Consider the following 23,661-nt stretch of genomic DNA (forward strand, 5'->3'; position numbering starts at 1 on the left):
GGCGGGTTTTGTCAAACTGTCACCCCTTCTCGTACAACCTTCGGCAAACCGTGTTGATCGTCACGTCGCCAATCGAACGATTGCCCGATTGGCCGTGTCCGTCCGGTAGCTGTGGACGTACCGCCGCGCGTAGGAAGGGAGCTGGCAGCCACACATCCGGGGCCGCCGACTCCCACTCGACCAACCAGACGCCGCCGGTGGGCGCGGGCGGCACGAGAGGATCAACCAGTTGTCTGCGAAGGCAAAGTTACGACGCGCGTTATCCCGTGTGGCGATCGGCACGGCGCTGCTCACCGCGGTCCCGCTCGCGGTCACGAGCGGCGCCGCTGCCCAGGGGGCAAGCCCCACTACGGCAGTTGAGCGCTTCCTTCCCAATCCGGACCCCAATGGCGCACCGTCATCGCGGCCGGCGGCCGGCCCCGAGCGGGCCGCCCTTGCGGCGGCGAACCGCCCTGTGTCGGGCAAGACCCCGCAGGCGGGTCCGACGTTCACCCAGGCGAATGGCGTGTGGAACGTCAACACTTCCATGGCCGTCCTGCGCAACACCGTCACGGACGCTGACGGCGACAAGGCCAACCTGACCTTCGAGGTCTATTCGACCGACGCCAGCGGCAACCCGAAGACGCAGGTCAAGATCACGGACGACAATCCGTACGGGGTCCTGGTGTCACCGTTCGTGGCGTCTGGAAAGACCGCCGAGGTGACGGTGCCCTCCGGGAAGCTGAAGCCGGGCACCACGTACGCCTTCCACACCTCCGCCTACGACGGCAGCCTGTACGAGACGACCTGGTCCCCTTGGGCCAAGTTCCGCATCCGCGACCGCGCGGTGGACATCACCCTGCCGGCGCCGAACAAGAGCGCCGCGGATCCCGCGTTCGACAACAGCTGGCAGCCGGTGCCCGGCTGGGGGTCCGTCAACACCAAGCAGTTCGCGGCGACCACCGAGCGGCACTGCACGCCTGCCAAGAGCGGCGACCAGCTGTGCATCACCTCCTCGCCCGCGACCCTGGCAGACATCGCCAAGGCGAAGGAGAGCCGCGCACGTCTCAAGGGGATCCAGGCTGCGGCGCCGCCCCTGAACGACACCTGCGAGGCCGGAGCGTCACAGGGCAGCTATCTGTCGATCTTCACCCGTGACTCGGCATGCATGTACAACAAGACGTCCGTCGAGGTGACCGACGAACAGCAGACCGAGTCGAAGGGCTATCAGGAATTCCTGATGTCCTACCACATGAAGACCGACATGGTCGGTACTGAGCTGAAGCTGTGGGCTCGTGTCACCCCCCTGCCCATGCCCACGGGGAAGATTCCGTTCCCGGCGCAGCCCGGTGCGATCAAGCTGACGATCTCCCCGCAGTGCAGCGCGGGATGCGTCGACAAGCCCGCCTACGCGTGGGACGGCAACCTGATGTGGGGCGGCTCGTACGACATCGACCCGCATGAGGAGACCGGCACCGCCACGGTGAAGTGGTCGGGCGGCGTTCCCGACGAGTCGGGGACGAAGGACAAGGACCTGTCGCAGGACATGGCCTTCGCGCCGTACGCAACCTTCTCCACGAGCGTCCCGGAGACCTTCCCCACCGACAAGAGCCAGGGATTCATCGGCAACCCCGTCTACACACGCTGCGACATGGTGTACTCCCCGGCCGGCTGCGTGCTGCGCGACTACATGCCCGGCTACGTGTTCAACACCGCCAAGACGCCGGCAGCAGCCGCACACGCCTGGCTGATCCAGAGCAAGATCCGCAAGGGCGCGCCGCTGAACTACCTCCCGGACCGCAGGGGAGACACCGGCGCGCACGGCGAGCGCAACACCTACGGCCGCGACCCTGACGCCAACCGCAAGGTGATCTGCCCGGACAGTTGGGCGGCTGCCAAGGGACACCCCGACACCACCCCGGTCACCGACATCAGCGCCACCGACAAGGCCAGCTGCGACGAGTTCACCTTCGCCGCCAGCTACAACAGCGGCGGAATGCCCAAGGACATGGAAGGCACCAACCCGGTCGCCTCCGGCGACCAGTGTGTGCAGTCCTACGCCACGAAGCTGGCCGACGGCACCTGGAAGCTGTACGACGACGAGCGCAAGGCCGGTCCCACCTGGAAGGAAGTCTGCGGCCGGTCGGCCATGTCCGGGTGGATCAACTCCACCTCCATGAGCCGCTTCCCCACCTTCGCCAAGCAGTACCGTCTGCTCGACCAGGACCTGTACTTCGTCAGGACACCCGGCTTCGACAAGTGCGACGCGAGCAAGGCGGTCGTGAAGTGCGACATCCGGTAACCCTGTAAAAAGACAAGCCCCGCCCTGACCGACGAGCGGGCACCTGCGGGGGGCGGCGCTGCGCGCCGCTCCCCGCTTCCCTCACAGGAGGCACGAGATGCACGACGGAATAACCTGGATCGCCCGCAGCGACATCTCCTGGCTCGGGTACTGCATCACGCTGGGACGCGGCGTGGAGCCTGAGGAACTCGTCCGCCGCCTCGCGGGAGACGCAGCCCCGGCCTTACTGGGTGAGCGCACCGCCGCAGAGATCGAAAGGTATCTCAGCGATCGGGATCAGGAGCGGGGCCAGAGCGACACGATCGCGGTGCGGTACGGCGCCGTGGCAGACCTGGCTTTCGCCGTAGCGGACGGTCACTGGCCGGGAGAGATGGACCTGGGGATCCCCGACGGCCTGTCCCAGGGCGGCGCCCACGTCTTCCGGCTGTACTACGAGAAGGAGAACCCCAAGCTCCCCCCGCCCACCTTCAGCTACTTCCACGACGGGCGCTACATGTGTGGATTCGACATGTACATGCACACGTGGTCCCCGGAGATCACCGGCTCCCAACCTGGCCTCGTCAGCCAGGCCCTCTTGGACGCAGGCATCGCTGGAGAAACCGAACGAGACGCGGCGCACGCCAAGTCCCTGGCGATCGTGGAGAAGCAGTTCCAGCTCACCCTGCCCCGCGAAGAAGTGCTGCACGGGGCGTTGCCCGCCGCTTTGATCAAGGGCCAGACTGCTGCTTAAACGCTCAGCAGGTCACACCCCCCCCCAGGCCGCTTCTTTCGGGTCAACGGACGGGCCCAGGGCGGCGCGCGCCGAGGCCAAGTCTGGCAACCTCGCAGGAGCTGACCGCAGCCGGCTCGTCCCGTCCGACGGGGCCGGGTCCCGCCTCTGAGAGGGGCGCGGACAGGTGTCGGCCCTCCCGCGGGGAGGCCGGGAGGGACGGCGCGGCCCGCGGTGACTGGGTGAGCCAGGGCGGCGGCCTCAGGCCCTGGATCATCGCTGGTGGCAGCATTGCACTGGTTTCGGCCACGCAACAGCCTCATGACTGAATTCCTCGCCCCGCAATAGCATGGGTACGGGTACGTACCCGTACCCTGTCTGTGTGGAGGGAGCCCGATGATGCCTGACGCCAATGTCCGCATTCCCGAAGAAGCCCGCGACCGGCTTGCCGCCATAGCTGCGGCGGAGGGCCTGTCGCTGCGTGCCTACCTCGCCCGGCTCGCTGAAACCCTTCTCACCCCGCAGGAGCGGGCCGCGCGGGCGGAGCAGGCGCGGACTGCTCTGCAGACGTGGAACGGCTACGCGCCCACCCCTGCTGAGGAGCAGGACCTCGACAGCGAGCTCGACCGCCGCCTGTCTCAGGCGGCCGCCCGGTGAGCGATGCCATGCACATCGTCCTGGACGACACCGCGATGGCAGCAGCCGGCCAGGGCAACGTTCTGGCCTCGCGTCTCATCCATCGCGCCCACGCCCAGGCCGGCTGGTACCTGTACGCCCCCACGTGCGCGCTCGTGGAAGCCGACCGGGCCCGACCCGGCACGGCGGAACACCTTGTCGCACTGCCGGGCATCACCGTGCTCGACCTGGACCTCCCGGCTGCTTTGGCGGTGGCCCGGCAGGACACCTGGGCGGTGGCCCACTGCCAGTACGCAGCCCAGCCGACCCCGGACCGCCCCGACGGGGCGATCATCGCCACCACCGCGCCCGACCGGTGGATCGGTGAGGCGGTTCGTGTCCTGGATCTGACGCCCTGACGCTGTAGCCGGTTACCCGGCGTAGCGAATGCGGTGCCGTGTTCGTCCGCGCTGCGAAGGGTGCGCTCACCCGGTGAAGAACGAGTCGAGCATGTCGTCGAGCGCCTCCAGCGTGTCGTCGCGGCTGCTGATGCCGTGTGCGGCGAGCAGGCCGATGCAGGAGGCGATATAGCCGCCGAGTTCGACGATGAGGTCGTAGAAGGCCTCCTCATCGTCGTGAAGGAGCCGGACCATGAACTCCGCGGTCTGGTTCATGCCGGTGGGGCCTGTCAGCAGTGTCTTGAGCATCTCCACGAGTGGGACGCTGGTGAAACCCTGAGAGGCAGCTGCCTTCTCGAACTCGGAGATGATGTCGGCCGTGTCGCGGTCGCGCTCCTGGGCCAGCCAGGCGGTCAGCCCCGCCGCTGCCACCCCGGCACCGATCGCGAGCATGTTCACGCGGTCGATGCCGCCCGCCGCCAGGTCGGACTCGACTACCCGGATGACCACCTGGCACGCGGGATGTTCCGTACGGAGCTGCGCCGTGTTCGCGGCTGGGTCCAGGGATGCACGTACCAGGTCCATGACGGGGGCTTGGAGTGACGTCATGCGACCATCTTTGTCTTCCCGAAGGACACTTGAAGGCTGAACGCGTCATTCCAGTCCGGCGCCGGCCAGCCCTTCGATGGCGCGGTACCGCTGCGCCCGTACTAACCGAGCTTGCCGCGGCGCAGCAGATCGGTGCGGGCAGCGGTGACAGCGAAGGCCTTCCTGAGCAGCTCCAACAACGCGTGGTCGGTGCGGTAGACGCGGGTCCGCTCGTCCCGCTGGAGGAGTTTGGCCCCGCTGGCCAGGCCAAGGCCGCCTGAGGAATCAGCGGCACTCGGGGGTCTGCCGTCACGGTTGCTGCCTCTTGTATGGAGAGGTTGGTGCGGCCGGGTGCGGCGGTGCCGACGGCTGCGGAGCGCTGGACCAACGGACGGGGTCGCCGCCGGGGCCGCCGGTGAGCCAGGAACCGTCGCCCAGGGGCACCAGCTCGTACGGGTTGCTCGCCTCGACGGTGAACTCGCCGCTGAGGGTGCCCGTGCGTACGTCGACCAGGTGGTGACGGAACCACTCATCCTCGTCCTGACTCTCACCGCCCAGGGTGACGATGGCCGTGTCCTCGCTCAGGTAGCCGCCGCTCCATTCCACGAAGGACTCCTCCGGGTCGTACCCGAAGGCTTCGACAGGGAAGGTGAAGAGCACGTCCCCGTTGGGATGGTCATGGAAGGCGACGTCCGCCTGCCCGTGGTCCACCGTCATGAACTGGCGCCCGGACGGAGCCAGGTCGATCAGGCAGCGGTCCTGCCACGGGTACGTCACGAACTCCGGCTCGCTGTCCGCCCCGACCGTGCCCCGGAGAATGACGGAGCCGTCCTGGCCCTCACCGATGTCGAGGTAGATGCTGCCGTCCACGGGATGCACGTGGTGGAAGGCGCCGTGCCCGACCGTCTCCAGCTCGCAGCGGGCGAGAACCACACCGCTGTCGGCATCGTGCACGACCCGCTGGTCCCCGCCCCCGCGGCCCGCCATCGCGTCCGGCCGGTAGACCCACACCGTCCGGCCGTCCCGGGACAGCACGCAGCCAGGCCGGTGGCCATGGCGTACGTCAGAGCGCGGTTCGAAGTCCGAGGCCCACATGAGGTCGCCGGTGCGCGTAAGGCAGACGACTCCGTTCAGCGTCGTGTACACGACCCGCTCCAAATCCTGCCGGACCACCGACGCTACGGCCTCCTCGCCATCCCGCGGCTGGAAAACCGCTGTGGGCTCCAGCGTCCCGTAGACGCCGGTGCCCACGACGTAGGCGTGGATCCGCCCATCGCGGAGACGCGTGATGACCTTCGGTGGCGGCTCAGGAATCATCCGCTGAGGCTAACGCCCAGCTCAGGAACCTCAAGAGCCGGGGCGCAGTTGAGGCGCAGGGTGTTCCTACGTCACCCATCACGCTGAATGAATGGGTTACATGAAGGGGTAAATAAAAGGATAAGGACTGCTAGGATTGTGGCGCGAAAGGAGATCGCATGGCTACCGAGGAAGAGCTGTTCGCGTCGGTCGACGCCTTGCTGAAGGAAGAGCCGCAGCTCCCGCCCCCAGCGGAGCGCGCCCGGCTGCGTGAGGCCGCCGGTATCACCCAGGCCCGCCTCGCGACCGCGCTGAAGACGACGACGCAGAGCGTGAAGAACTGGGAGAACGGCCGTTCCGAGCCTCGCCCGCCCCGGCTGGAGGCGTACCAGCGGCTGCTGAACGGCTGGGCTGCGAAGTACCCCGCGCACGCTGCTCCCGCCGCGCCCGCGCCCGCGCCCGCCGCGTCCGCTCCGGCCCCGGCCGTCGTGCCGCAGCCTGAGGTGCCGCAGACGTTCAAGCGCGTGCCCACCGTTGAGGAGGACGAGGCTGAGCCCGACATGGGCGCTGCGGTGAAGCCGGTACCCGAGCGGGCCGCCCGTACGACAGCGCGCCCGGCAACGTCGCGGCGCCCGGCGGCGAAGAAGGCTGCCGCGCCCGCCGTCGACCCGCGGTTCCCGCACGGCCCGCTCGCCGTCCTTGATGGCGACGGCTCCGCGTACGGCGTCAACGGCCTGGTGCTCGACTGCCCGGCGACCACGGTGGTGGAGCTGGTGGAGTGGACGCTGCGCGAGTCCGGTCTCGGTGCGACGAAGCTGAACCGGTACGGCAAGGACTCCGACCCGCTGATCGTCCTCACGGCCGCGGCCGCGGTGAAGCTCGGGCTGCCGGAGCGCCTGGAGGGCCACGAGCAGCGCCGCTCCCTGCGCCTGCCGGAGGACCACCAGGTCGTCAAGCAGGTGGCGAAGGCCAAGTGGCAGCTCACGCAGCGCGGTTTCGGCCCGTGGGCGCGGATCTACCGCAAGGCGCAGGGCCGCGAGAGGCAGTGCGTGCAGCTGGCGATCCTGTCGTGGGACGCCCTCGATGAGCGGTCCTGGCCCGGCGTGGCGGAGATGGAGCCGGCCGACATCGCCCGCGTCCTCGGGGTGTACGCCCAGCGGGTCATCACCCCCCGCGGGTCGACGGCCGTCTCGGGCCTGGAGCTGATGACGGCGCTGCGCCCGCCGACGAAGCCGGAGCGCGATGAGGAGACCGGCAACTGGATCTCCGCTCACAACCCCGGCAGCTTGGGGACGGAGCCGATGGACCCGGCGCCGCCGGAGGCCACCCCGGAGCACCCCGTCGTCGTTCAGTCCGGCTGGACGGGCGGGTTCTTGAACGAAGAGGCGTACCAGTGGGTGCGGTCGGTGGACTCGCTCAGCGATGAGGAGTGCATGCTGCCCTTCGCGGTCGGCCTGGACCTCAACACCGCCTTCCTCGCCGCCGCGGCCCGCCTGGTCGTCGGCCTCAGCGCTCCGGACCACTTCCACGCCCCGAAGTTCAACCCGAAGATCCCCGGCTCGTGGCTGGTCGACCTGAGCCATATCGAGCTGGACCCGCGCCTGCCCTCGCCATTCACGCCGGACGGCTCCCGGCCCACGGGCCCGGCCTGGTACCAGACGCACACCGTCGCCTACGCCCAGGAGCTCGGCTACGACGTCCACCCGATCGAGGCGTACCTGCGCCGTGAGACCGGCGCGTACCTGGACCCGTGGCACGACCGGCTCAAGAACGCCTACGTCGACACCCTCGCCGACCTCGGCGTCACCAAGGACCTGGACGACCGCCAGTTCCTTGCCGCGATGGAGCGGCACAAGCAGGTCGACCCGGCCCTGGCCGCCGTCCTGTCCGCCATCAAGGCCACGGTGAAGGGCGGCGTCGGCAAGCTCCGCGAGCGCCCGCAGGGCAAGCACTACAAGGAGGGCGAGCGGTGGCCGGCCCTTCAGCGGCCGACCTGGCGCCCCGACATCCGGGCCGCCGTCATCAGCAAGGCCCGGGTCAACATGCACCGCAAGTTGAACAACATGGCGAAGATGACCGGGCTGTTCCCGCTCGCCGTGCTCTCCGACTGCGTCGTCTACCCCTCGCCGGGCGCGAGCCCGCTGGACTTCCTGCCCTACGCGGCGTCCGGCAAGCCGCAGCCGGGCGGCTTCCGCCTCGGGCCCACGCCGGGCCTGGCGAAGCTGGAGGGCGTCCAGCCGATGCTGTGGGCGGTGGAGCTGATGGAGAAGGGCCTCAACCCGGCCCGCCACATCAAGGGCGGCGACGCCGTCCTGGACGAGGGCGAGTAGACGCGTGGCCAACGACACCAGCGGCACACGGTCCCTCGAGGCCGACGGAGCGGGAACGGACGCTGGACCGCCTTCAGGGGCGTATAGAGGCCCTGCAGTTCTCCCTGCGCGCCCACCGGGCCTCCCCGCGGTTCGAGCTGTGGCGGCATGACCTGCGCGAGACGCGCGAGACCTGGTTCCGGCTGGTCGACCCCGACGGCCAGGACCCCACCCCCGAAAGGAGCTGAACCGTGGCCGGAGAGATCGAGGACGCCATCGAGCGGGCCGACCGGGAGTCGTTCACCAAGGCACCGCCCAAGACCCTCAAAGGCCAGATCGGGTTCCTCATCAAACAGTTCGGCAGCGCGAAAGCCGTCGCCCAGGAGATCGGCGTCACCGCCGACTCCGTCAACCGCTACCGGCGCGGCGCCCGCAAGCACGCCCGCGCCGACGTCGCCGCGAAGATCGACGACGCCGTACGGCAGCGGTGGCAGCCGCTGGTGCGCAAGCGCCGGCAGAAGAAGGCGGCCACCAGCACCGGGATCACGGTGGAGACCCGGGCCCGGTTCGGCTACACCGCGCCGGTCGGCACGACCGACGACGGGAGGTTCCGGCGCCTCACCGTGCATCTTCCCCCGGAGTACGCACAGCGCCTCTTCGACGCCCGCGACGCGGGGGCAAGCGACCAGCAGATGCGCGGAATCATCGCCGAAGGGTTCAAGGAAATCTATTTTCAAGATGGTGGGGGCCGCGCTATGGGACTGTCGGACGTGGAAATCAACGACATCGACTATTTGGACCTGGACTTCTAGAAAGAGGACACCGTGAGGCCCCTCGTAATACTGCTGTTGTGGTCCAATGCGTAGGGCGCTACGGCTCGCCGTCGCGCAGAGCACGGTGACGCAGGATCCGACCGACTCCGAGAACCTGCGGGGCAAGTGGTGACGAGATCCGCCGGCTGATGCGCGAGGCTAGCGGTGCCGGCGCCAGGTTGGTGCAATCCCGGAAGGCGCGATCACCTACCCCGGCAAGTACGTGGTGTCCTCCGGGCCTGCTGGCACGCTCGCGGCCGCCGACTGGGCGGAAACCGCCCGATCGCTGGAGTGAACGGTCACCCGCTCAAGACCCAGCTCCCTTGCCCACGCCAAGAACCGCCACGATCAGCTCGCCACCCACGGCACGGTCGCGCTCATCGGGCACGACGTACGTGCACTGCACGTCACCTGACATCCGCTCGAACGCGCGCAGATGTGGGACACGTTGCGTGATCGCCAACCAGCCCATGCCAATCACAACGCCGTCACGGACCATCACCATGCACCGATGCGAGGAATCGGCCTCCCGGGCCCATGTCACGAACCGGAGAACGAACTCGTCCAGCGTGGTGTCGGGGGTTCCGTCACGACCTCGGTACGGTTCCCGCGGGCGCCGGGGGAGCAATCGATCCCCGACTGGTACCAGAACTGCCTCGCAGGACCACCCCACGGGCCCGGGGAGCAGCCCGGAGGGCGGGGACCGGCGTACGGGGCGGGGGACCATCCCCGCGTGCGCGGGGAGCAGCGCCGTAGGCGTCATGTTCGACGATCACGACATGGACCATCCCCGCATGCGCGGGGAGCAGACTGGTTTCACCGAGTCAGATATCACGCCCATCTCCGACCCATTCGGAACTGATTGCGTCCGCTGACAGCAATCCTACGGCTCTCGCAAATCGACCAACACCCTCATCAAGCAAGATCGCGCCTTCGTGTTTGATACCGTAGGCCGCCCACTTGGGGCCATCCCGCACCGGCGGTGAACAGCACTTCGGCAAAGCGCATCGCCGGCCAGCGGCGGGACCATCCCCGCCAAGGACCGGCCCAGGTACGCGACAGCCGAGACACCCTGGAGGTGGTGGTCGTTCAGCGGCGCGCCGACGGCACCCTGGTCACGGTGCCGTGGCTGGAGCCAGATCGTGAAGGCCGCTCCCGTGCGGGGCTGCCCCTGTCCACCGATCAGGTGCCGACTGCTTGTGCGGCCCGCACGGCGGGGAGCTGCGGGCTGCGGTTGCCTATCCAGTTCAGTTACGCCGACGTCATGGACCGGGCGGTCGACCAGCTTGAGGAGCTTTACGTCCCTGCCTGGCAGATGAAGGACTGTCACTGGCTCGTCGGCCAGTTGGTCCTGCCGCTCGACGAGCAATGTCCGTCTGGCAGGCTTCCCACTCCGGTACAGCCCCAGTGACGGCCGTGAGGTGACCCGTGTCTGAAGCCGATCAGAACAACAGCGACGGTGTGCTGTCGTTCGACCTCACCGCCCAGCTGTGGATCCCCGTGCTCAGACGGGACGGCAGCCAGGACGAGTTATCGCTGCTGGAGGTGTTCAAGCAGGCGCATGACGTGCGGCGCATCGTCGGCGACCTGCCCACTCAGGAGTTCGCCCTGCTCCGTCTGCTCCTCGCGGTCGCGCACGACGCACTCGACGGGCCTCAGGACACAGACAGGTGGGCACAGTTGTGGGCAGAGGAGAGCTGCTTCGCGCCGGTCGGGGCATATCTCGAGGAACACCGCAGTCGGTTCGACCTGCTGGACGCCGCTGCACCGTTCTTCCAGACTCCAGGTCTGCGGGCCGCGAAGGGCGAAGTCTTCTCCCTCAACCGGATTGTGGCCAACGTCCCGAACGGGGAGCCGTTCTTCACCGCCCGTATGCCCACCGTGGAGCGGCTTACGTTTGCCGAGGCAGCCCGCTGGGTCGTCCATGCGCACGCCTTTGACACCTCCGGCATAAAGACTGGCGTGCAGGGCGACGAGCGTGCCAAGGCGGGCAAGGTCTACCCGCTGGGTGTCGGCTGGGCCGGGAATCTCGGGGGCGTCTTCGTCGAGGGCCGCACTCTGCGCGAGACGCTGCTGCTGAACCTGGTGGCCGCCGACATGTCCAACCTGGAGATCGACGAAGCGGATGCGCCGGCGTGGCGCAGGCCGCCGTGCGGCCCGGGCGGCGCCGAGCGGGCCCCGACCGGTGTGCGCGACCTGTACACCTGGCAGACGCGGCGCCTGCGGCTCCACTTCGACGCTACCGGTGTGTATGGCGTCGTCCTCGGCTACGGCGACCCGCTCACCCCTCGCGACCGTCAGCGCCGGGAGCCGATGACCGCCTGGCGGCGCAGCAAGCCCCAGGAAAAGAAGCTGAAGACGACTCCGGTCTATCTGCCGCGCGAGCACGCGCCTGAGCGTTCTGCCTGGCGCGGGATCGGCGCGCTGCTCATCAATGAGGAGGGAACGGGCCCAGGGCCGGAGTCGGCCGACTACCTGCGCCCGGGGATCCTGGAGTGGGTGGCCCGTCTGGTGACGGAGGGGGAGCTGGAACGCGGCTTTCTTGTCCGGGCCCGGATCATCGGCGCGCGCTACGGTACGCAGCAGGCAGTGATCGACGAGATCGTCGACGACCACGTGGCCATGGCCGTCGTCCTGCTCCACCAGCACGACCGGCGCTACGCCGAGCAGGCCGTCGCGGCCGTCGGCGACGCAGATCTTGCCGTCAATGCGCTCGGTGACCTCGCGACCAACCTGGCCCGCGCGGCCGGCACCGAGACCGACGGGCCCCGCTCTGGCGCACGCGATCTAGCCTACGGTCTCCTCGAGGCCCCCTACCGCACCTGGCTCGCTCACCTCGCCGATACCGACGACCCGTATGCGCGGCGCACCGACTGGCAGCAGCAGGTGCACGAGATGGTCAGCAAGCTCGGTGACCAGTTGATGACCGCGGCCGGTGACCGGGCCTGGCAGGGCCGGATCGTCCAGCTCAAGCACGGCACCGAGTGGCTCAACTCCGCTCTCGCCGGCAGATGGTTCCGTGCAGCGCTGCATAAGGGCCTGGGGCGCCCCGACTCCTCTGTCATGACGCCGGATGCGGATGCAGGTCCGGCGCCCGAGATCACCGTGAAGGCACCCGCATGACCACCGTCACCGCATCTGTCACCCCGCGCGAGCGGGTGACCCGGCTCGCAGCCGCCCACATCACCGCCCTGCAACGCGGCTACCTTGAAGATCAGTCCCATGCCGTCGCGGCGCTCGCCCGGCTCAGGCGCGGCGCCGGCCGGCCTGCCGGCCAGCTGCCGGATCTGTGGCCCCTGATCGACACCGCCCCCCTGCACGAAACGCCGGAGGGTGCCCGGCCGCTGAGCGAGATCGAACTGATCCGGGCCGAGGACGCCCTGCACGTGGCGCTCACCCTCTACGCGCTGCACCAGCAGTCCCGCCGCACGGGCATGTACCAGGCCGACCGGCCGGGCCGCAGCCGGGGTCTGGGGGCCGGGGTGCGCCGGATGATGAAGCCCGGGGAGATCGACGAGCCCGTGCACAAGCGCCTGGTCCGTGCCGGCACCGCCCCCGACCTGACCGTCCTTGCCCAGCGGCTGCGCGACATCATCGTCCTGCTGGGCGGTGAAGACATCGAGCTCGACCACGCCCTGCTCGCCGGACAGCTCTACGCCTGGCAGTGGCCCGGCGGCGCGGACAGCGTCCGCAGGGAGTGGGGCCGCTCCTTCCACGCCTGGCACAACAAGCCCACCGACAGCAATCCCTCCTCCGCCGGCTCCCACAGCACCAGCACCACGGACAGCGACAAGGACGCCTCGTGAACCGCATATTCCTCGACGTGCACGCCCTGCAGACCGTCCCGCCCAGCAACCTCAACCGCGACGACACCGGCGCGCCCAAGAGCGCGGTGTACGGGGGAGTGCCGCGCGCCCGCGTCTCCAGCCAGGCGTGGAAGCGGGCCACCCGTACGTACTTCAAGGAAGAGCACCTGCTGGATCCGAGCGAACTCGGCGTACGGACCAAGAAGGTCGTCGAGGCCCTCACCGAAAGGATCACCGCCCTCGATTCCTCCCTCACCGGTGCAGCGGCGCTACGGATCGCGGATGAGACCGTGAAGGCCACGGGACTGAAGACCGAGATTCCCAGAAGCAAGGCGGCTGCGGCCAAGGACGGCGAGCCGGAACCGGCACCCCAGTCCAAGTACCTGGTGTTTCTCAGCACCCGCCAACTCGACGGCCTGGCCCGCCTCGCCGTCGAAGGCGCCACCGACATCGCGGCGTTCTTGAAGGACAAGGAGAACAGGGCCCGGGCGAAGCAGATCGCAGACAGCCATCACTCCGTCGACATCGCCCTGTTCGGCCGCATGGTGGCCGACGACGCCGACATCAACGTCGACGCGGCCGTCCAGGTTGCTCACGCCCTCAGCGTCCACCGCGTGGACACCGAGTCCGACTACTACACCGCCGTCGACGACAAGAACACCGACGCGGAGACCGGCGCCGGCATGATCGGCACCGTCGACTTCAACTCCGCCACTCTCTACCGCTACGCCGCTCTCGGCGTCCACCAGCTCGCCGCCAACCTCGGCCAGGGCCTTCGTGACGACGAACCGCGCACCGACCCGGTCCGCCGGGCCGTGGAGGCCTTCATCCACGGCTTCATCGCTTCCCTGCCCACCGGCAAGATCAACACCTTCGGGCACCACACACTGCCCGACGCCGTGATCGTCAAGCTGCGCACCACCCGGCCAGTCAGCTTCGTTGCCGCCTTCGAAGACCCGGTGCGCGGCGAGAGCGGCGGCTACGTCCGTGAGGCCTCCGAGCGCCTGGCTGAGTACATACCCGACCTCGAACGCGCCTACGGCGACGACGACTCCACGCTCACCTGGGTGCTGCGTGTCGGTCCCAACACGCAGAAGCTGGCCGGCATCGGCACCGAGTCGCAGAACATCGGCGACCTGGTCACCGCTGTCGGCCAGGCCGTCGCCGAACGCCTGGACAAGCCCGCATGAGCGTGCTCACCCTCCGGCTCGCGGGCCCCCTGCAGTCCTGGGGGGCCTCGGCCCGCTTCGCCCGCCGCACCACTGAGTCCGCCCCCACCAAGAGCGGCGTCATCGGCATGCTCGCTGCCGCGGCCGGCATCGAACGCGGCGACGACGAGCAGCTGAAGCCGCTGGCCGGCCTGCGCTTCGGCGTCCGTATCGACCAGCCCGGCACCCGGGTACGGGACTTCCAGACCGCCCACCACGGTGTCACCGGCAAGTCCATGCCGCTGTCGGAACGCTTCTACCTCGCCGACGCCGTGTTCGTCGCCGCCCTCGAGGGCGACCACCGGCTGCTCGCCGAACTGCACGCAGCGCTGCGCACCCCGGTCTACGCGCCGTTCCTCGGCCGCCGTTCCTGCCCACCCTCCCTCCCGGTCGAGCTCAACCTCCTCGACGCCGGTGGGCTGCAGGACGCCCTGGGCGAGGAACCGTGGCAGGCCTCGCCCTGGTACCGCAAGCAGTACCGCGGCCGGAGCGATGTCGAGCTGACCGTGCTGCGCGAGGCGGTCGAGGACGAGCAGATGACCGGGGACACCCTGCGCGACCAGCCCCTCAGCTTCGCCGCCGAGCACCGGCGCCACGTCCTGCGCACCCAGGTCACCTACAGCGTGCGCATCCCCAACCCCTCCGCCCGGCAACTGCCCCCGCACGACCCGTTCGACGCCCTGGACGAAGAGAGCGCTTGATGTTCCTCACCCGCTTCCGCGTGAACACCGCGCGGTCCGGTGCCCGCCGCCTGCTGTCCTCACCGCAGGCCATGCACGCGGCCGTCATGTCGTCCGTTCCGACACTGCTCCCCACCGACACACCCCCCTCCGACGGCCCGCGGGTGCTGTGGCGGCTGGACCACACCACCCGCGCCGAAGTCATGCTGTACATCGTCAGCCCCGAACGGCCCGATCTCACCCACCTCGTCGAACAAGCCGGCTGGCCCTCTGCAGCCGCCGCCAATCCGGCCGAGCCCGGCTGGCAGAGCCGCCCCTACAGCCCCCTCCTCGACCGGCTCGCCCCCGGCGACCGGTGGGCGTTCCGCCTCACCGCCAACCCCGTACACCAGATCCGCCGCAAGGACGACGAACCGACCAAGCGCACCGCCCACCTCACCCCGGTCCACCAAATGGGCTGGCTCCTCCAGCGTCAGGAAACCTGCGGCTTCCGCGTACTGGAAAAAGATGACGCCAAGCGGCTGCTTCCCAGCGGCACCACCCACACCAAGCAGCCCCACCACGGCGATCGCTATGAACTGACCGTCCGCGACAAACGCTCCCTGGCCTTCGACAAGTCCCGCAGCACCGCCGCCCAGAGCGGCCGCCGGGCACCCGTCAGCCTGGTCACCGTCACCTTCGACGGCCGCCTCGAGGTCACCGACCCGCAGCTCCTGCGACGCGCCCTGACCCAAGGCATCGGCAAAGCGAAGGCGTACGGCTGCGGACTGCTCACCCTGGCACCACTCGGCACGGCAGGGTGAATCGATGACCACAATCTCCCGAAGCGCCGCGCTCACCCCTCACCAGCTCACCCGCACCGGCGAACGGCTGTCCTTCGTCTACCTCGAGCGCTGCACCGTGCACCGGGACGCCAGCGCCATCACTGCCATGGACGCCGACGACACCAGAAGCTCTTGAGTACTTCACGTCTCTTATTGGCGCTTTGCCGGAATCTGCCAAAATGCTTCAAACGACCTGGCCCCGCGGCAAACGCCCAGGTCATGAAGTGTGCTCCTCGCATCCGCGGGGATGGTCCCGGGTCATGGACGTTGTGGCGGACCGCGTCCGCGTGCTCCCGCACCCCGCGCGGATGGTCCCACGCCCGCCCGGGCGTGGCCGACCTGCTCGTTGCTCGTCACGGTGCACGTCCACGACTGACCCACCGCGCAGTATTCGGCCAGATCCGATGGCTTTCGTCGGCAACCCGTCTCCAACATCACTGCGGCGCCGCTACACAAGAAGACTGGGGCGGCGTTCGGTCCCGCCTCCGAGAGGGGCGCGGACAGGCGTCGGCCCTCCCGTGGGGAGGCCGAGAGGGACGGCGCCTGTCCGCGCCAAGGTGACTTGGGTGAGCCAGGGCGGCGGCCACGAGCCGGGGATCACCGCTGGTGGCAGCATTGCACTGGTTTCAGCCACGCAACAGCCTCATGGCTGGATTCGATGTCTCGCAATAGGATGGGTACGGGTACGTACCCGTACCCTGTCTTTGTGGAGGGAGCCCAATGATGCCTGACGCCAATGTCCGCATTCCCGAAGAAGCCCGCGACCGGCTCGCCGCCATAGCCGCGGCGGAGGGCCTGTCGCTGCGCGCCTACCTCGCCCGGCTCGCCGAAACCCTTCTCACCCCGGAGGAGCGGGCCACACGGGCGGAGCAGGCGCGGACCGCGCTGAAGACCTGGAACGGCTATGCGCCCACCCCTGCTGAGGAGCAGGACCTCGACAGCGAGCTCGACCGCCGCCTGTCCCAGGCAGCCGCCCGGTGAGCGACGCCATGCACATCGTCCTGGACGACACCGCGATGGCAGCAGCTGGCCAGGGCAACGTTCTGGCCTCGCGCCTCATCCATCGCGCCCACGCCCAGGCCGGCTGGTACCTGTACGCCCCCGCCTGCGCGCTCGTGGAAGCCGACCGGGCCCGGCCCGGCACGGCGGAACACCTTGTCGCACTGCCAGGCATCACCGTGCTCGACCTGGACCTCGCGGCCGCTTTGGCGGTGGCCCGGCAGGACACCTGGGCGGTGGCCCACTGCCAGTACGCAGCCCAGCCGACCCCGGATCGCCCCGACGGGGCGATCATCGCCACCACCGCACCTGACCGCTGGATCGGTGAGCCGGTTCGTGTCCTGGATCTGACGCCCTGACGCTGTAGCCGGTTACCCAGCGTTGTGGATCTGGGCTCGGCGGGTCTGGACGAGTTGCTGTCAGCGGGCGCGGACGACCTCATGGCCGTCGAGCCAGCGGGCGGAGGATCCGTCGGGCAGGCGGAGCCCGGCCATGAAGTGGGCGATGTCGGCGTGGTAGGCGTGGTCGCCACTCTGGGCGAGCTCGCGCAACCGGTCGATGACGGCGCGGACCTTGTTTTCCTCGCCTTGGACGGCGTGATGGAACGCAAGGCCGAGGTCCAAGGAGAGCTTCGGCCGCAGTGATGCCGGTGTCCCGGATCTCGGTGCGCAGCGCGCGGGCCGCCTCCATGCCGCGCAGTGTGCCCGCGTCGCAGACCAGCCCGGCGATCCTCACCGTGAAGTTGGTGGCGCTCAGGTCGAGGCCGGCCAGGAGCTGTTCAGCTAGGTGCAGTCGGCATTCGCGGTGTCCGGGTCGGTGAAGGCGAGCACGAGCACGCTGGGCCTGGCTGGTGACGCGCTCGCCAGCGATGCCGTGCTGCTCGGCCTGCTTGCGGGCGGCGGCGTACCCAGGTTCTGTGGTGCGGACACGTTGAGTGAGCGGATCACCTCGCAGTTGACCGATCCCGATGGTGAGAACGAACCCCCAGGTTAGGCAGTGTCCCGTGGATCACCACATGAGGTAATTGATCAATGAGCTACTTCATGTACGACTTCATGGGCGGGACGGTCAAGGGGCCTGATTCGGCGACGATGAGGCGAGTGCTCGACGGTCTGGCACAGGCCGATGACGAACACCCCGATGTCTCACTCACCCATGAGAGCGGGTGGTGCCTCAGCGCATTCGATGGCGGTCTACTGGTCTGGGAGAACCCGGACGAGGACTCGGTGGCTCCGGGGGAGATGCGGGATGTCGCCCGTGAGGAGATTCTCCGGCTCTTGGGACTGCTGGCGGCGGGTGACATCACATCGATTGAGGCGCTCTCCTGGCATAGGTGATCGGCCTTGCCGTCGGGTTCGGACCCAGAGGAAGGTTGCTGCGACCTGAAGTGCTGCGAGGTAGTGCACGGCGAGCTTGTCGGTGCGCATGGCGATTCCGCGCCACTGCTTGAGCCGGTTGATGCATCGCCCGACAGTGTTGCGGTGCTTGTACGCCTGGCGGTCGAAGCTGGGCGGGCGGCCACCGCGTGAGCCGCGCCGCTTGCGGTTGGCGATCTGATCAGCGGGTTCCGGAATTGCCGCAGCGATCCCGCGACGACGCAAATAGGTGCGGATCGCGCGGGAGGAGTACGCGCGATCCGCATTCACGCTGTCCGGTCTCGTCCTGGGTCTGCCGTTTCCGATCCTGGGCACGCGGATGCCGGCCATGTCGGCCTCGAAGTAGAGAGAGTCGTGGCGGTGGCCGGCTGCGACCAGCAGTAACAACGGACGGTACCGGCCGTCGGCTGCCAGGTGGACTTTGGTGGTCAGCCCGCCGCGGGACCGCCCGAGAGCGTAATCATCCGGTTCTGCCGCTGGCGCCCCTTTTTGCGGGCGCCAGCGGCGTGCTGATGAGCACGCACGATGAAGTCCACACTCACCAGCGGGCCGATGTCTCCGGATGCGTCGGCCTGGGCCCCCAGCAACCGCCGTATGGCGCCGAACCGGATGATGGATGGAGGAACCCCGCTCAGGCCGATCCGACGAACGTCGTGGCGGCAGCAGGCCGGTGTCAGTCAACGCGGGAGGCGGCTGACCACCACAGGCGTACCTCCTTGCGAACGTCCGATGGTCGCAGTTCCCATCCCTGTCTCAGAGCAACCTCGGCCACGTAGCCGGCGCCCACGCCACGGTAGTCACGAAGGGGGATGGCGCACTCCACGGGCGGCCGTGGCTTCTTGGGCTTGCGCGGGGCCGAGGCCAGAGTGGTCCAGTGGGCGACGCATCGATCGACCCGGGCCTTGTAGTACTCGATGTTTCCTTCGTAGCGCAGCTCCGGCCAGGTCACGAACCAAGAACCCAGCCGGGCGATGCCGCCCAGTGTGTCATCCATGAACCGGATGTAGCCGCGTTCGAAGCCATCGCTCACGGCCGCGATCGCGTCAGCGAACAGCCCAACGACGAAAAGCACGGCCGCAACCGCCAGCCATAGGGCGCAAAGCACCGGGAAGCACAGCAGGGTGGCAGCGAAGCGCAGGACCAAATGCCATTGGGGTCGGGTCGGTTCAGGTGTCCAGGTCCCGGGGCTCTTGTCACAGTGCATGACAGGAATTCTGTCGTACGCACCGGACGGCCGCCCTGGCAGCGTTTCCTTGTCCGGCGCCTACGGGCAGGCCAATCAGGAAAATTCGGTGGCGCGGCTAGCGCAGACCGGATGGAGGGCCAAGCGCGTGCGCTGTACCGGGAGTCAACACAGCTCCTCGCCCGCTCCGTGTCATCGGTCGGGCGTAACGACACGGTCGCCGCGCTTGACTTCCTGCTCGCCCTGGTGACCGCTGTAGAGGCCTCCCGGTGGTCCACGGAGGCTGCCGGGCAGGCCGGGTGGCTGCCGCACGAGGCAGTCGAGGTGACTGTCGGGGTCAACGCAGCACGTGAGTACAGGCCCCGTAGCAAGCGTGCCGCGGCCCGGGCGACCGGGCGCCACGCGGCCACGACACCGGGCATCCGGCCGATGGTCGGCATCGTCCAGGACGCCGTCCCCGAGCACGCCCGCGAGGTCCTGGCCGATCCGGCGTGGGCCGCCCTGAGAGCCCGGCTCGCAGAGGTCGAGAAGGCCGGTGACGACCCGGGCGACGTTCTGGCAACCGTCGCCGCCCGACGGGAGTTGGACTCTGCGGACTCGGTGGCCGAGGTGCTTGTATGGCGCCTGGACGGATGGCAGCGGCAGCGCAGTTCGGCGGCCGCCGCCTCCGGTAGCGCTACGACTGCCGTGCCCGCCGGCGGCGCCGGACGGACTGTCCCGCCCCGCAAGCAGGGCGCCTCCTCGCCGACGCGACGGGGGCCAGGCGAGGAGCAGCAGCGCAAGGGTCCGAAGCGGGGCCGCTAACGAGGGGAGAGTGCGAGATGACGACACCGGCACCACAGGAGCGCGCTGGGGATGCGTTCGCGGAGTCCGCCGCTGAGGCGGTGCAGACCGCGGTCATGGCGGCGCGCTTGGTCATGGCCATTGCGGACGCCGCGCGGCGCCATCAGCAGCGCAAGCAGAAGGGGAAGGAGGATGACCTGCCGACCTCTGAGGAGGCGGTCAACGAGGTCGGCAAGGACGTCAAGCGACTGCTTCCGTCCGACGTATCCGTCGCGCTGATGGGAGAGGCGGACTGGCCGCAGCTCGCGCAGCAGCTGCTAGCGCTACGCAAGGCGGGCGTCGACCTGGACCAGGTCCTGCCGCGCGTCGGCGAGATCGCGGTGAATGTGCGTGACCAGGTTGCGGCGAAGGCAGAGGGGGCGGCCACCGATGAGTGGGTGCGTGCCGTCCGGGAGGCTCTGCCGGCGGGGCCGGTGCGCGAGGCGATCCTCACGTCTCCGTCGTGGCCGGAGATGGCAGCGACGATGGCCCGGCTGGAGGAGCGGGGCGTCAACGTGCGCGAGGTCCTGGCGGCCGCGCACAACGAGGTTCTGGCCGTCGACCAGGCAGTGGTGAAGGGACTCGGGGCGCCCGCGGAACCGGCGATGAGCAGGGACGCGCAACTGTCGTACGGGCCGCTGACCACCGGGCTGGACATCCCGAAGAATCTGGACCTGGACAACCGGGAGAGCGCCCTGCACGATCAGTTGTCCATCGCGGCCTCGGAGAACCAGCGCTTCGTGCGAATGGTGCGGGAGGCGATGCCCGGGTTCGAGCGGGAGGCGGAGCTGCTCGTGGCGGCGCGTCAGTGGCCCCTGATTGCCGCGCGGATGGCCGATATGGAGAGCAAGCGCCAGCCGGTCGCGGAGCACCTGGCCCGCCTGTCGAAGGACACCTCCTGGCAGGAGGGCCCGCAGGCGCAGATGGGGCAGCGGCTGGTCCAGGCCGCCAGCGATGCGCTGCTTATGCCGGTCGGCGCGCCAGTGGAGTCGGGGCCGAAGGTGAACACTGCGGCAGCCCGGTCGACGTCGCCGAGCGTGGGCCCTACTAAGGCGGCCGCGAAGGGCGCGGCACCAGCCACACCGGGAGTGGCAGCGCACCGAGAGGCCGGGCCTGCGGCGAAGAGTGGCAAAACCCGGTAGAGCGTCGCCTGACGTACGTGTGCCGCGGACCCGGACGCAGGTCTGCTGCACACGTCATGTCACGTGCGCGTTGTGATGAACAATGATCACTGTTCGCCAAGCTGCAGGGGGAGACGGAGATGGCAGTCGACATTGAACAGTTCCGCCGGGACGGGCATCGAATCGAGAAGTGGTCGGTCGGGTGGATAGTCCTGTCGCTGGCGATGTGGGCATGGTTCGGCTACCGGCTGCTGATGAAGAACGACCAGGGGTTCGGCAGACACGCCGAAGACAGCCACGCACTGGTGGGCATACTCGCGCTCGCGGTCATTCCGACGATCATCGCGGCAACGACCACCGTGTACGCCCAGGTCATGTTCCGCCTGGCACGCCAAGCCAAGCCAGCGGCCGGGTAAGGCGATTCCGGCTTTCGGTACGTTCGTGGAAGAGAAGCCGGGAAGACCAACGAGGTACTGGATCCGTGCGGTAGAGCACGGACAGGCGCTGGGCCTGGCCGTGGACCGAAGAGAGCGTGGCGGGTCAGGGACAGGCGCAATCCCATGTCTGACCAGCGGAATCCGCACATGAGGTTCGGAAAGAGAACGACCTCTAAGGGGCGTCCCGTAAAACGGGGACCCGGTAGGACGCCCGGCATCAGTTGGTACTGTTGTCCGTATTTGGGTGGCCTGGGCATTCAGCTGGCCCCAGATGTCATGGAGGCCGGGCGGTGCAGTTCGTCTGCCGGAACTTTGGACTGTCGGACCTGCCCAGGCGCGGCCTCACTCCGCAGGAGGCGCCCCTGGAGGTGCTGCTCCTCGACATCGAGGCAGAACTGTCCATCTGGGAGCAGGGGCGGGAGGTGTGGTCCGACGAGGCGCCGGTGGCTGAGTTGGCGTACCACCTGGCGCTCTGGCTCCAGAGCCCGGCTGCCGGTCATGAGGACTTCGAGCTTGATTCGATGCAGGCCGAGGAGGGGATGATCCGCATCGTCCACTCCGATGAGGGCTGGCGGGTCGGTTCCATCTTCACGCCGGACTTCTGGACCCTACCCCTCGCTTGGGACGTTCTCGTAGCAGAGATCAAGCGGTTCGACGGTGCCGTGCGCGACGGCATCGCCGGGATGGGCATCGACCCCGCCTTCATCCCAGAGCCCTAAGACTGCTCCAGCCCGGCCGACCGGTTGAAATGATCACGGTGTGGCTGGTGTGATCGGCGAGACGGAGTGCCTGACGTACCCGTGGTCGGACCGCTGTCTGATCGACCTGGCGCCGGACGGGCAGCAGTTCATGACCGCCGACCACGCGCAGGCAGATGTCGCCTTCCACCGCCACTCCAGCGGGGACGTGCTCTTCACTTTGCCCGTCGAAGCCTTCGGATACGACCCGGAGGAGACCTTCGTGGAATGGAGCGGCGGCTACCTGACCCCAGACCTGGCCGTCGTCACATTGGGCGGTGAGGGCCAGGACGAGAAGGAGTGGTTCCGCTGCCACCTGATCGACGTGCGCACGGGCACGCTCAGCGGCGAACTCGCCGTCGAGGTGACCAACCCGTAGGAACTGGTGCCCCTAGGAGACGGCTCTTGGCTCACCAACGGCTCTGACGGCACCCCCGTCCGCTGGTCGCACGCTCCGCTGACCTCCGCACCGCCACATCCGGAAGGCTGACGGGCCCCGTCTTCAGACACCCGCCGCACTCGTCCTCTCGCATATGAACCTGCCGGCGGCCGTGGCGTCGGGGCTCACCCACGAGAGAAGCCGACTCGCAGTTGGCACAGCAGATGGGGGGTGTGTAATGGGCTGGGTCGCCGACTACGGGCGTCTGAATCATCGAGCTGGACGACTGACCGCTCTGCTCGCTGGGGCGCTCAGACGCCTTTCGCATCGGCCATTGAGACAGCCTCTCCCAGCATGCGGGCGGGGATGCGGCCGGACCCGTGGGCGTCGTTGAAGGACGGCACTGAGTCGATGTCTTCGCCGGAGGCGGCGGCGGATGGCGTCCAGCACAACGGATGCAGCGTCGGCCTCCAGGCCGCGGTCGCCGCCGGCCATCCTTGCGGATGGCTCCGAGCAGGCAGACCGCGCCGCTCTCATCGGTCAACGCGCCCGCGCACCAGCCGTTTCCTCCATCCGGGCACGGGCCCGTTCGAGGAGAGCGGCGACCGGAGTGGCGGAGGCATGCGGCGGCTGGAGGGTAGGCGTGAACGGCACGGTGATGACGGCGGCGAGATCGACGGGTTCGGTGTGAATGTGCGCGGTCCGCACCTCGTGCGCCGACGACAGCACGATGTCCTGCAGCACCGTGCTCGACCACCACTCTCGAGCGGCGATCGAGGGCGGGCAGGCGGCTCTCCAGCCCGTCACTGCATTCCAACGGCGGCTTTCGGACGTTTTCGCTCCGCCAAATCGAGCGGTCCGCTCAGGTGCGGTGCCCGTCGTATCGGCAAGTCAGGGGCCCCAGCTGGGCTGCGTTCGTGGCTCGGTCGCTTCAGTCGCTTCGGTCGCTGAGATTTCGTCGCGAGGACCGGCCTGCGCGGTGCCTCGTGGTGGCAGCGACTGAACGGCCAGCGACCGAAGGACCGTCAGTCGCTGACGCTGGGTCGTCTAAAGCTGCAGGTCAGGAGCGGTGAGGTCCATC

Annotated in this window: 26 protein-coding genes and 3 pseudogenes; 22 read left to right on the plus strand and 7 right to left on the minus strand. The window is 68.7% G+C overall.

Going from position 1 to position 23,661, the window contains the following annotated elements; all coding sequences use genetic code 11:
• The first annotated feature begins 454 nt into the window (after window positions 1–454).
• From AC0B9F_RS32355 to AC0B9F_RS32370, 4 genes are all read left to right on the plus strand, one after another.
• The gene (locus AC0B9F_RS32355; RefSeq protein ID WP_472008561.1) at window positions 455–2,281 is read left to right on the plus strand and encodes a hypothetical protein; all 1,827 of its coding nucleotides are present in this window, start codon (window positions 455–457) and stop codon (window positions 2,279–2,281) included.
• 97 nt (window positions 2,282–2,378) lie between these two features.
• On the plus strand, window positions 2,379–3,011 hold the full coding sequence (locus tag AC0B9F_RS32360) for a DUF6461 domain-containing protein (protein ID WP_472008563.1): 633 nt from the start codon (window positions 2,379–2,381) through the stop codon (window positions 3,009–3,011).
• 378 nt (window positions 3,012–3,389) lie between these two features.
• Window positions 3,390–3,647, plus strand: a complete 258-nt coding sequence (locus AC0B9F_RS32365; RefSeq protein ID WP_472008565.1) for a hypothetical protein — start codon at window positions 3,390–3,392, stop codon at window positions 3,645–3,647.
• 8 nt (window positions 3,648–3,655) lie between these two features.
• Window positions 3,656–4,024, plus strand: a complete 369-nt coding sequence (locus AC0B9F_RS32370; RefSeq protein WP_472008740.1) for a PIN domain-containing protein — start codon at window positions 3,656–3,658, stop codon at window positions 4,022–4,024.
• Between the two features lie 66 nt (window positions 4,025–4,090).
• Here the strand turns inward: AC0B9F_RS32370 and AC0B9F_RS32375 are convergent, their stop codons facing one another.
• A complete protein-coding gene (locus AC0B9F_RS32375; RefSeq protein ID WP_472008566.1) occupies window positions 4,091–4,612 on the minus strand; it encodes a hypothetical protein in 522 nt (173 codons plus the stop codon).
• 288 nt (window positions 4,613–4,900) lie between these two features.
• Entirely contained in the window at window positions 4,901–5,908 is a 1,008-nt protein-coding gene (locus AC0B9F_RS32380) for a hypothetical protein (RefSeq protein ID WP_472008568.1), read from the minus strand.
• A gap of 158 nt (window positions 5,909–6,066) precedes the next feature.
• Here AC0B9F_RS32380 and tap point away from each other — a divergent pair, with 158 nt between their 5' ends.
• Entirely contained in the window at window positions 6,067–8,217 is a 2,151-nt protein-coding gene (tap, locus tag AC0B9F_RS32385; RefSeq protein WP_472008569.1) for a telomere-associated protein Tap, read from the plus strand.
• A 230-nt stretch (window positions 8,218–8,447) separates the two neighbouring features.
• Window positions 8,448–9,008 carry a telomere-protecting terminal protein Tpg gene (gene tpg, locus AC0B9F_RS32390; RefSeq protein WP_472008571.1) on the plus strand — a complete coding sequence of 187 codons (561 nt, stop codon included), beginning with the start codon at window positions 8,448–8,450 and terminating at the stop codon, window positions 9,006–9,008.
• A 307-nt stretch (window positions 9,009–9,315) separates the two neighbouring features.
• Here the strand turns inward: tpg and AC0B9F_RS32395 are convergent, their stop codons facing one another.
• Window positions 9,316–9,513 (minus strand): hypothetical protein, encoded by a 198-nt coding sequence (locus AC0B9F_RS32395; RefSeq protein WP_472008573.1) that lies wholly within the window; start codon window positions 9,511–9,513, stop codon window positions 9,316–9,318.
• A gap of 477 nt (window positions 9,514–9,990) precedes the next feature.
• Between AC0B9F_RS32395 and AC0B9F_RS32400 the strand changes: the two genes are divergently transcribed.
• The 9 genes and pseudogenes from AC0B9F_RS32400 (at window position 9,991) to AC0B9F_RS32440 (ending at window position 16,884) form a co-directional block, all read left to right on the plus strand.
• Entirely contained in the window at window positions 9,991–10,419 is a 429-nt protein-coding gene (locus tag AC0B9F_RS32400) for a hypothetical protein (RefSeq protein ID WP_472008575.1), read from the plus strand.
• A 17-nt stretch (window positions 10,420–10,436) separates the two neighbouring features.
• Window positions 10,437–12,131 (plus strand): type I-E CRISPR-associated protein Cse1/CasA, encoded by a 1,695-nt coding sequence (casA, locus tag AC0B9F_RS32405; protein ID WP_472008577.1) that lies wholly within the window; start codon window positions 10,437–10,439, stop codon window positions 12,129–12,131.
• Entirely contained in the window at window positions 12,128–12,814 is a 687-nt protein-coding gene (casB, locus tag AC0B9F_RS32410; protein ID WP_472008579.1) for a type I-E CRISPR-associated protein Cse2/CasB, read from the plus strand. The genes casA and casB overlap by 4 nt, the downstream gene beginning before the upstream one ends.
• Window positions 12,811–14,004, plus strand: coding sequence for a type I-E CRISPR-associated protein Cas7/Cse4/CasC (cas7e, locus tag AC0B9F_RS32415; protein ID WP_472008581.1), 1,194 nt, complete (start codon window positions 12,811–12,813; stop codon window positions 14,002–14,004). The genes casB and cas7e overlap by 4 nt, the downstream gene beginning before the upstream one ends.
• Window positions 14,001–14,723: a type I-E CRISPR-associated protein Cas5/CasD gene (gene cas5e / locus AC0B9F_RS32420; protein WP_472008583.1), complete on the plus strand. Its 723-nt coding sequence runs from the start codon at window positions 14,001–14,003 to the stop codon at window positions 14,721–14,723. The genes cas7e and cas5e overlap by 4 nt, the downstream gene beginning before the upstream one ends.
• A complete protein-coding gene (gene cas6e, locus AC0B9F_RS32425; RefSeq protein WP_472008585.1) occupies window positions 14,723–15,505 on the plus strand; it encodes a type I-E CRISPR-associated protein Cas6/Cse3/CasE in 783 nt (260 codons plus the stop codon). The genes cas5e and cas6e overlap by 1 nt, the downstream gene beginning before the upstream one ends.
• A 4-nt stretch (window positions 15,506–15,509) precedes the next feature.
• A pseudogene (locus AC0B9F_RS32430) lies at window positions 15,510–15,650 on the plus strand (type I-E CRISPR-associated endonuclease Cas1e); the annotation flags it as partial.
• 599 nt (window positions 15,651–16,249) lie between these two features.
• Window positions 16,250–16,507 carry a hypothetical protein gene (locus tag AC0B9F_RS32435; protein ID WP_472008587.1) on the plus strand — a complete coding sequence of 86 codons (258 nt, stop codon included), beginning with the start codon at window positions 16,250–16,252 and terminating at the stop codon, window positions 16,505–16,507.
• Window positions 16,508–16,515: 8 nt separating this feature from the next.
• Complete coding sequence (locus tag AC0B9F_RS32440; protein WP_472008741.1) at window positions 16,516–16,884, plus strand: PIN domain-containing protein; 369 nt, start codon at window positions 16,516–16,518, stop codon at window positions 16,882–16,884.
• A gap of 60 nt (window positions 16,885–16,944) precedes the next feature.
• On the opposite strand, the gene AC0B9F_RS32445 is transcribed toward AC0B9F_RS32440, so the two are convergent.
• Window positions 16,945–17,148 (minus strand): hypothetical protein, encoded by a 204-nt coding sequence (locus tag AC0B9F_RS32445; protein WP_472008589.1) that lies wholly within the window; start codon window positions 17,146–17,148, stop codon window positions 16,945–16,947.
• Between the two features lie 163 nt (window positions 17,149–17,311).
• On the opposite strand from AC0B9F_RS32445, the gene AC0B9F_RS32450 reads away from it, so the two are divergent.
• Together AC0B9F_RS32450 and AC0B9F_RS32455 are read left to right on the plus strand one after the other, a co-directional pair.
• Window positions 17,312–17,518, plus strand: coding sequence for a hypothetical protein (locus tag AC0B9F_RS32450; RefSeq protein WP_472008591.1), 207 nt, complete (start codon window positions 17,312–17,314; stop codon window positions 17,516–17,518).
• Window positions 17,519–17,556: 38 nt separating this feature from the next.
• Window positions 17,557–17,862, plus strand: a complete 306-nt coding sequence (locus tag AC0B9F_RS32455) for a hypothetical protein (protein ID WP_472008746.1) — start codon at window positions 17,557–17,559, stop codon at window positions 17,860–17,862.
• A 6-nt stretch (window positions 17,863–17,868) separates the two neighbouring features.
• On the opposite strand, the pseudogene AC0B9F_RS32460 reads toward AC0B9F_RS32455, so the two are convergent.
• Both AC0B9F_RS32460 and AC0B9F_RS32465 read right to left on the minus strand, forming a co-directional pair.
• A pseudogene (locus AC0B9F_RS32460) lies at window positions 17,869–18,470 on the minus strand (IS5 family transposase); the annotation flags it as partial.
• Window positions 18,471–18,574: 104 nt separating this feature from the next.
• Complete coding sequence (locus AC0B9F_RS32465; RefSeq protein WP_472008593.1) at window positions 18,575–19,105, minus strand: hypothetical protein; 531 nt, start codon at window positions 19,103–19,105, stop codon at window positions 18,575–18,577.
• 111 nt (window positions 19,106–19,216) lie between these two features.
• Between AC0B9F_RS32465 and AC0B9F_RS32470 the strand changes: the two genes are divergently transcribed.
• From AC0B9F_RS32470 to AC0B9F_RS32490, 5 genes and pseudogenes are all read left to right on the plus strand, one after another.
• Window positions 19,217–19,888 (plus strand): hypothetical protein, encoded by a 672-nt coding sequence (locus AC0B9F_RS32470; protein ID WP_472008594.1) that lies wholly within the window; start codon window positions 19,217–19,219, stop codon window positions 19,886–19,888.
• A 17-nt stretch (window positions 19,889–19,905) separates the two neighbouring features.
• Window positions 19,906–21,048 carry a hypothetical protein gene (locus tag AC0B9F_RS32475; RefSeq protein WP_472008596.1) on the plus strand — a complete coding sequence of 381 codons (1,143 nt, stop codon included), beginning with the start codon at window positions 19,906–19,908 and terminating at the stop codon, window positions 21,046–21,048.
• A 119-nt stretch (window positions 21,049–21,167) separates the two neighbouring features.
• A complete protein-coding gene (locus AC0B9F_RS32480; protein ID WP_472008597.1) occupies window positions 21,168–21,443 on the plus strand; it encodes a hypothetical protein in 276 nt (91 codons plus the stop codon).
• Between the two features lie 311 nt (window positions 21,444–21,754).
• Window positions 21,755–22,183 (plus strand): DUF7878 domain-containing protein, encoded by a 429-nt coding sequence (locus tag AC0B9F_RS32485; protein WP_472008599.1) that lies wholly within the window; start codon window positions 21,755–21,757, stop codon window positions 22,181–22,183.
• Window positions 22,184–22,220: 37 nt separating this feature from the next.
• Window positions 22,221–22,691 (plus strand): annotated as a pseudogene (locus tag AC0B9F_RS32490) (hypothetical protein); the annotation flags it as partial.
• Window positions 22,692–23,120: 429 nt separating this feature from the next.
• On the opposite strand, the gene AC0B9F_RS32495 reads toward AC0B9F_RS32490, so the two are convergent.
• Window positions 23,121–23,324, minus strand: coding sequence for a hypothetical protein (locus AC0B9F_RS32495; RefSeq protein ID WP_472008601.1), 204 nt, complete (start codon window positions 23,322–23,324; stop codon window positions 23,121–23,123).
• Window positions 23,325–23,661 lie beyond the last annotated feature (337 nt).

The organism is Streptomyces sp. NPDC097129, assembly GCF_055668065.1.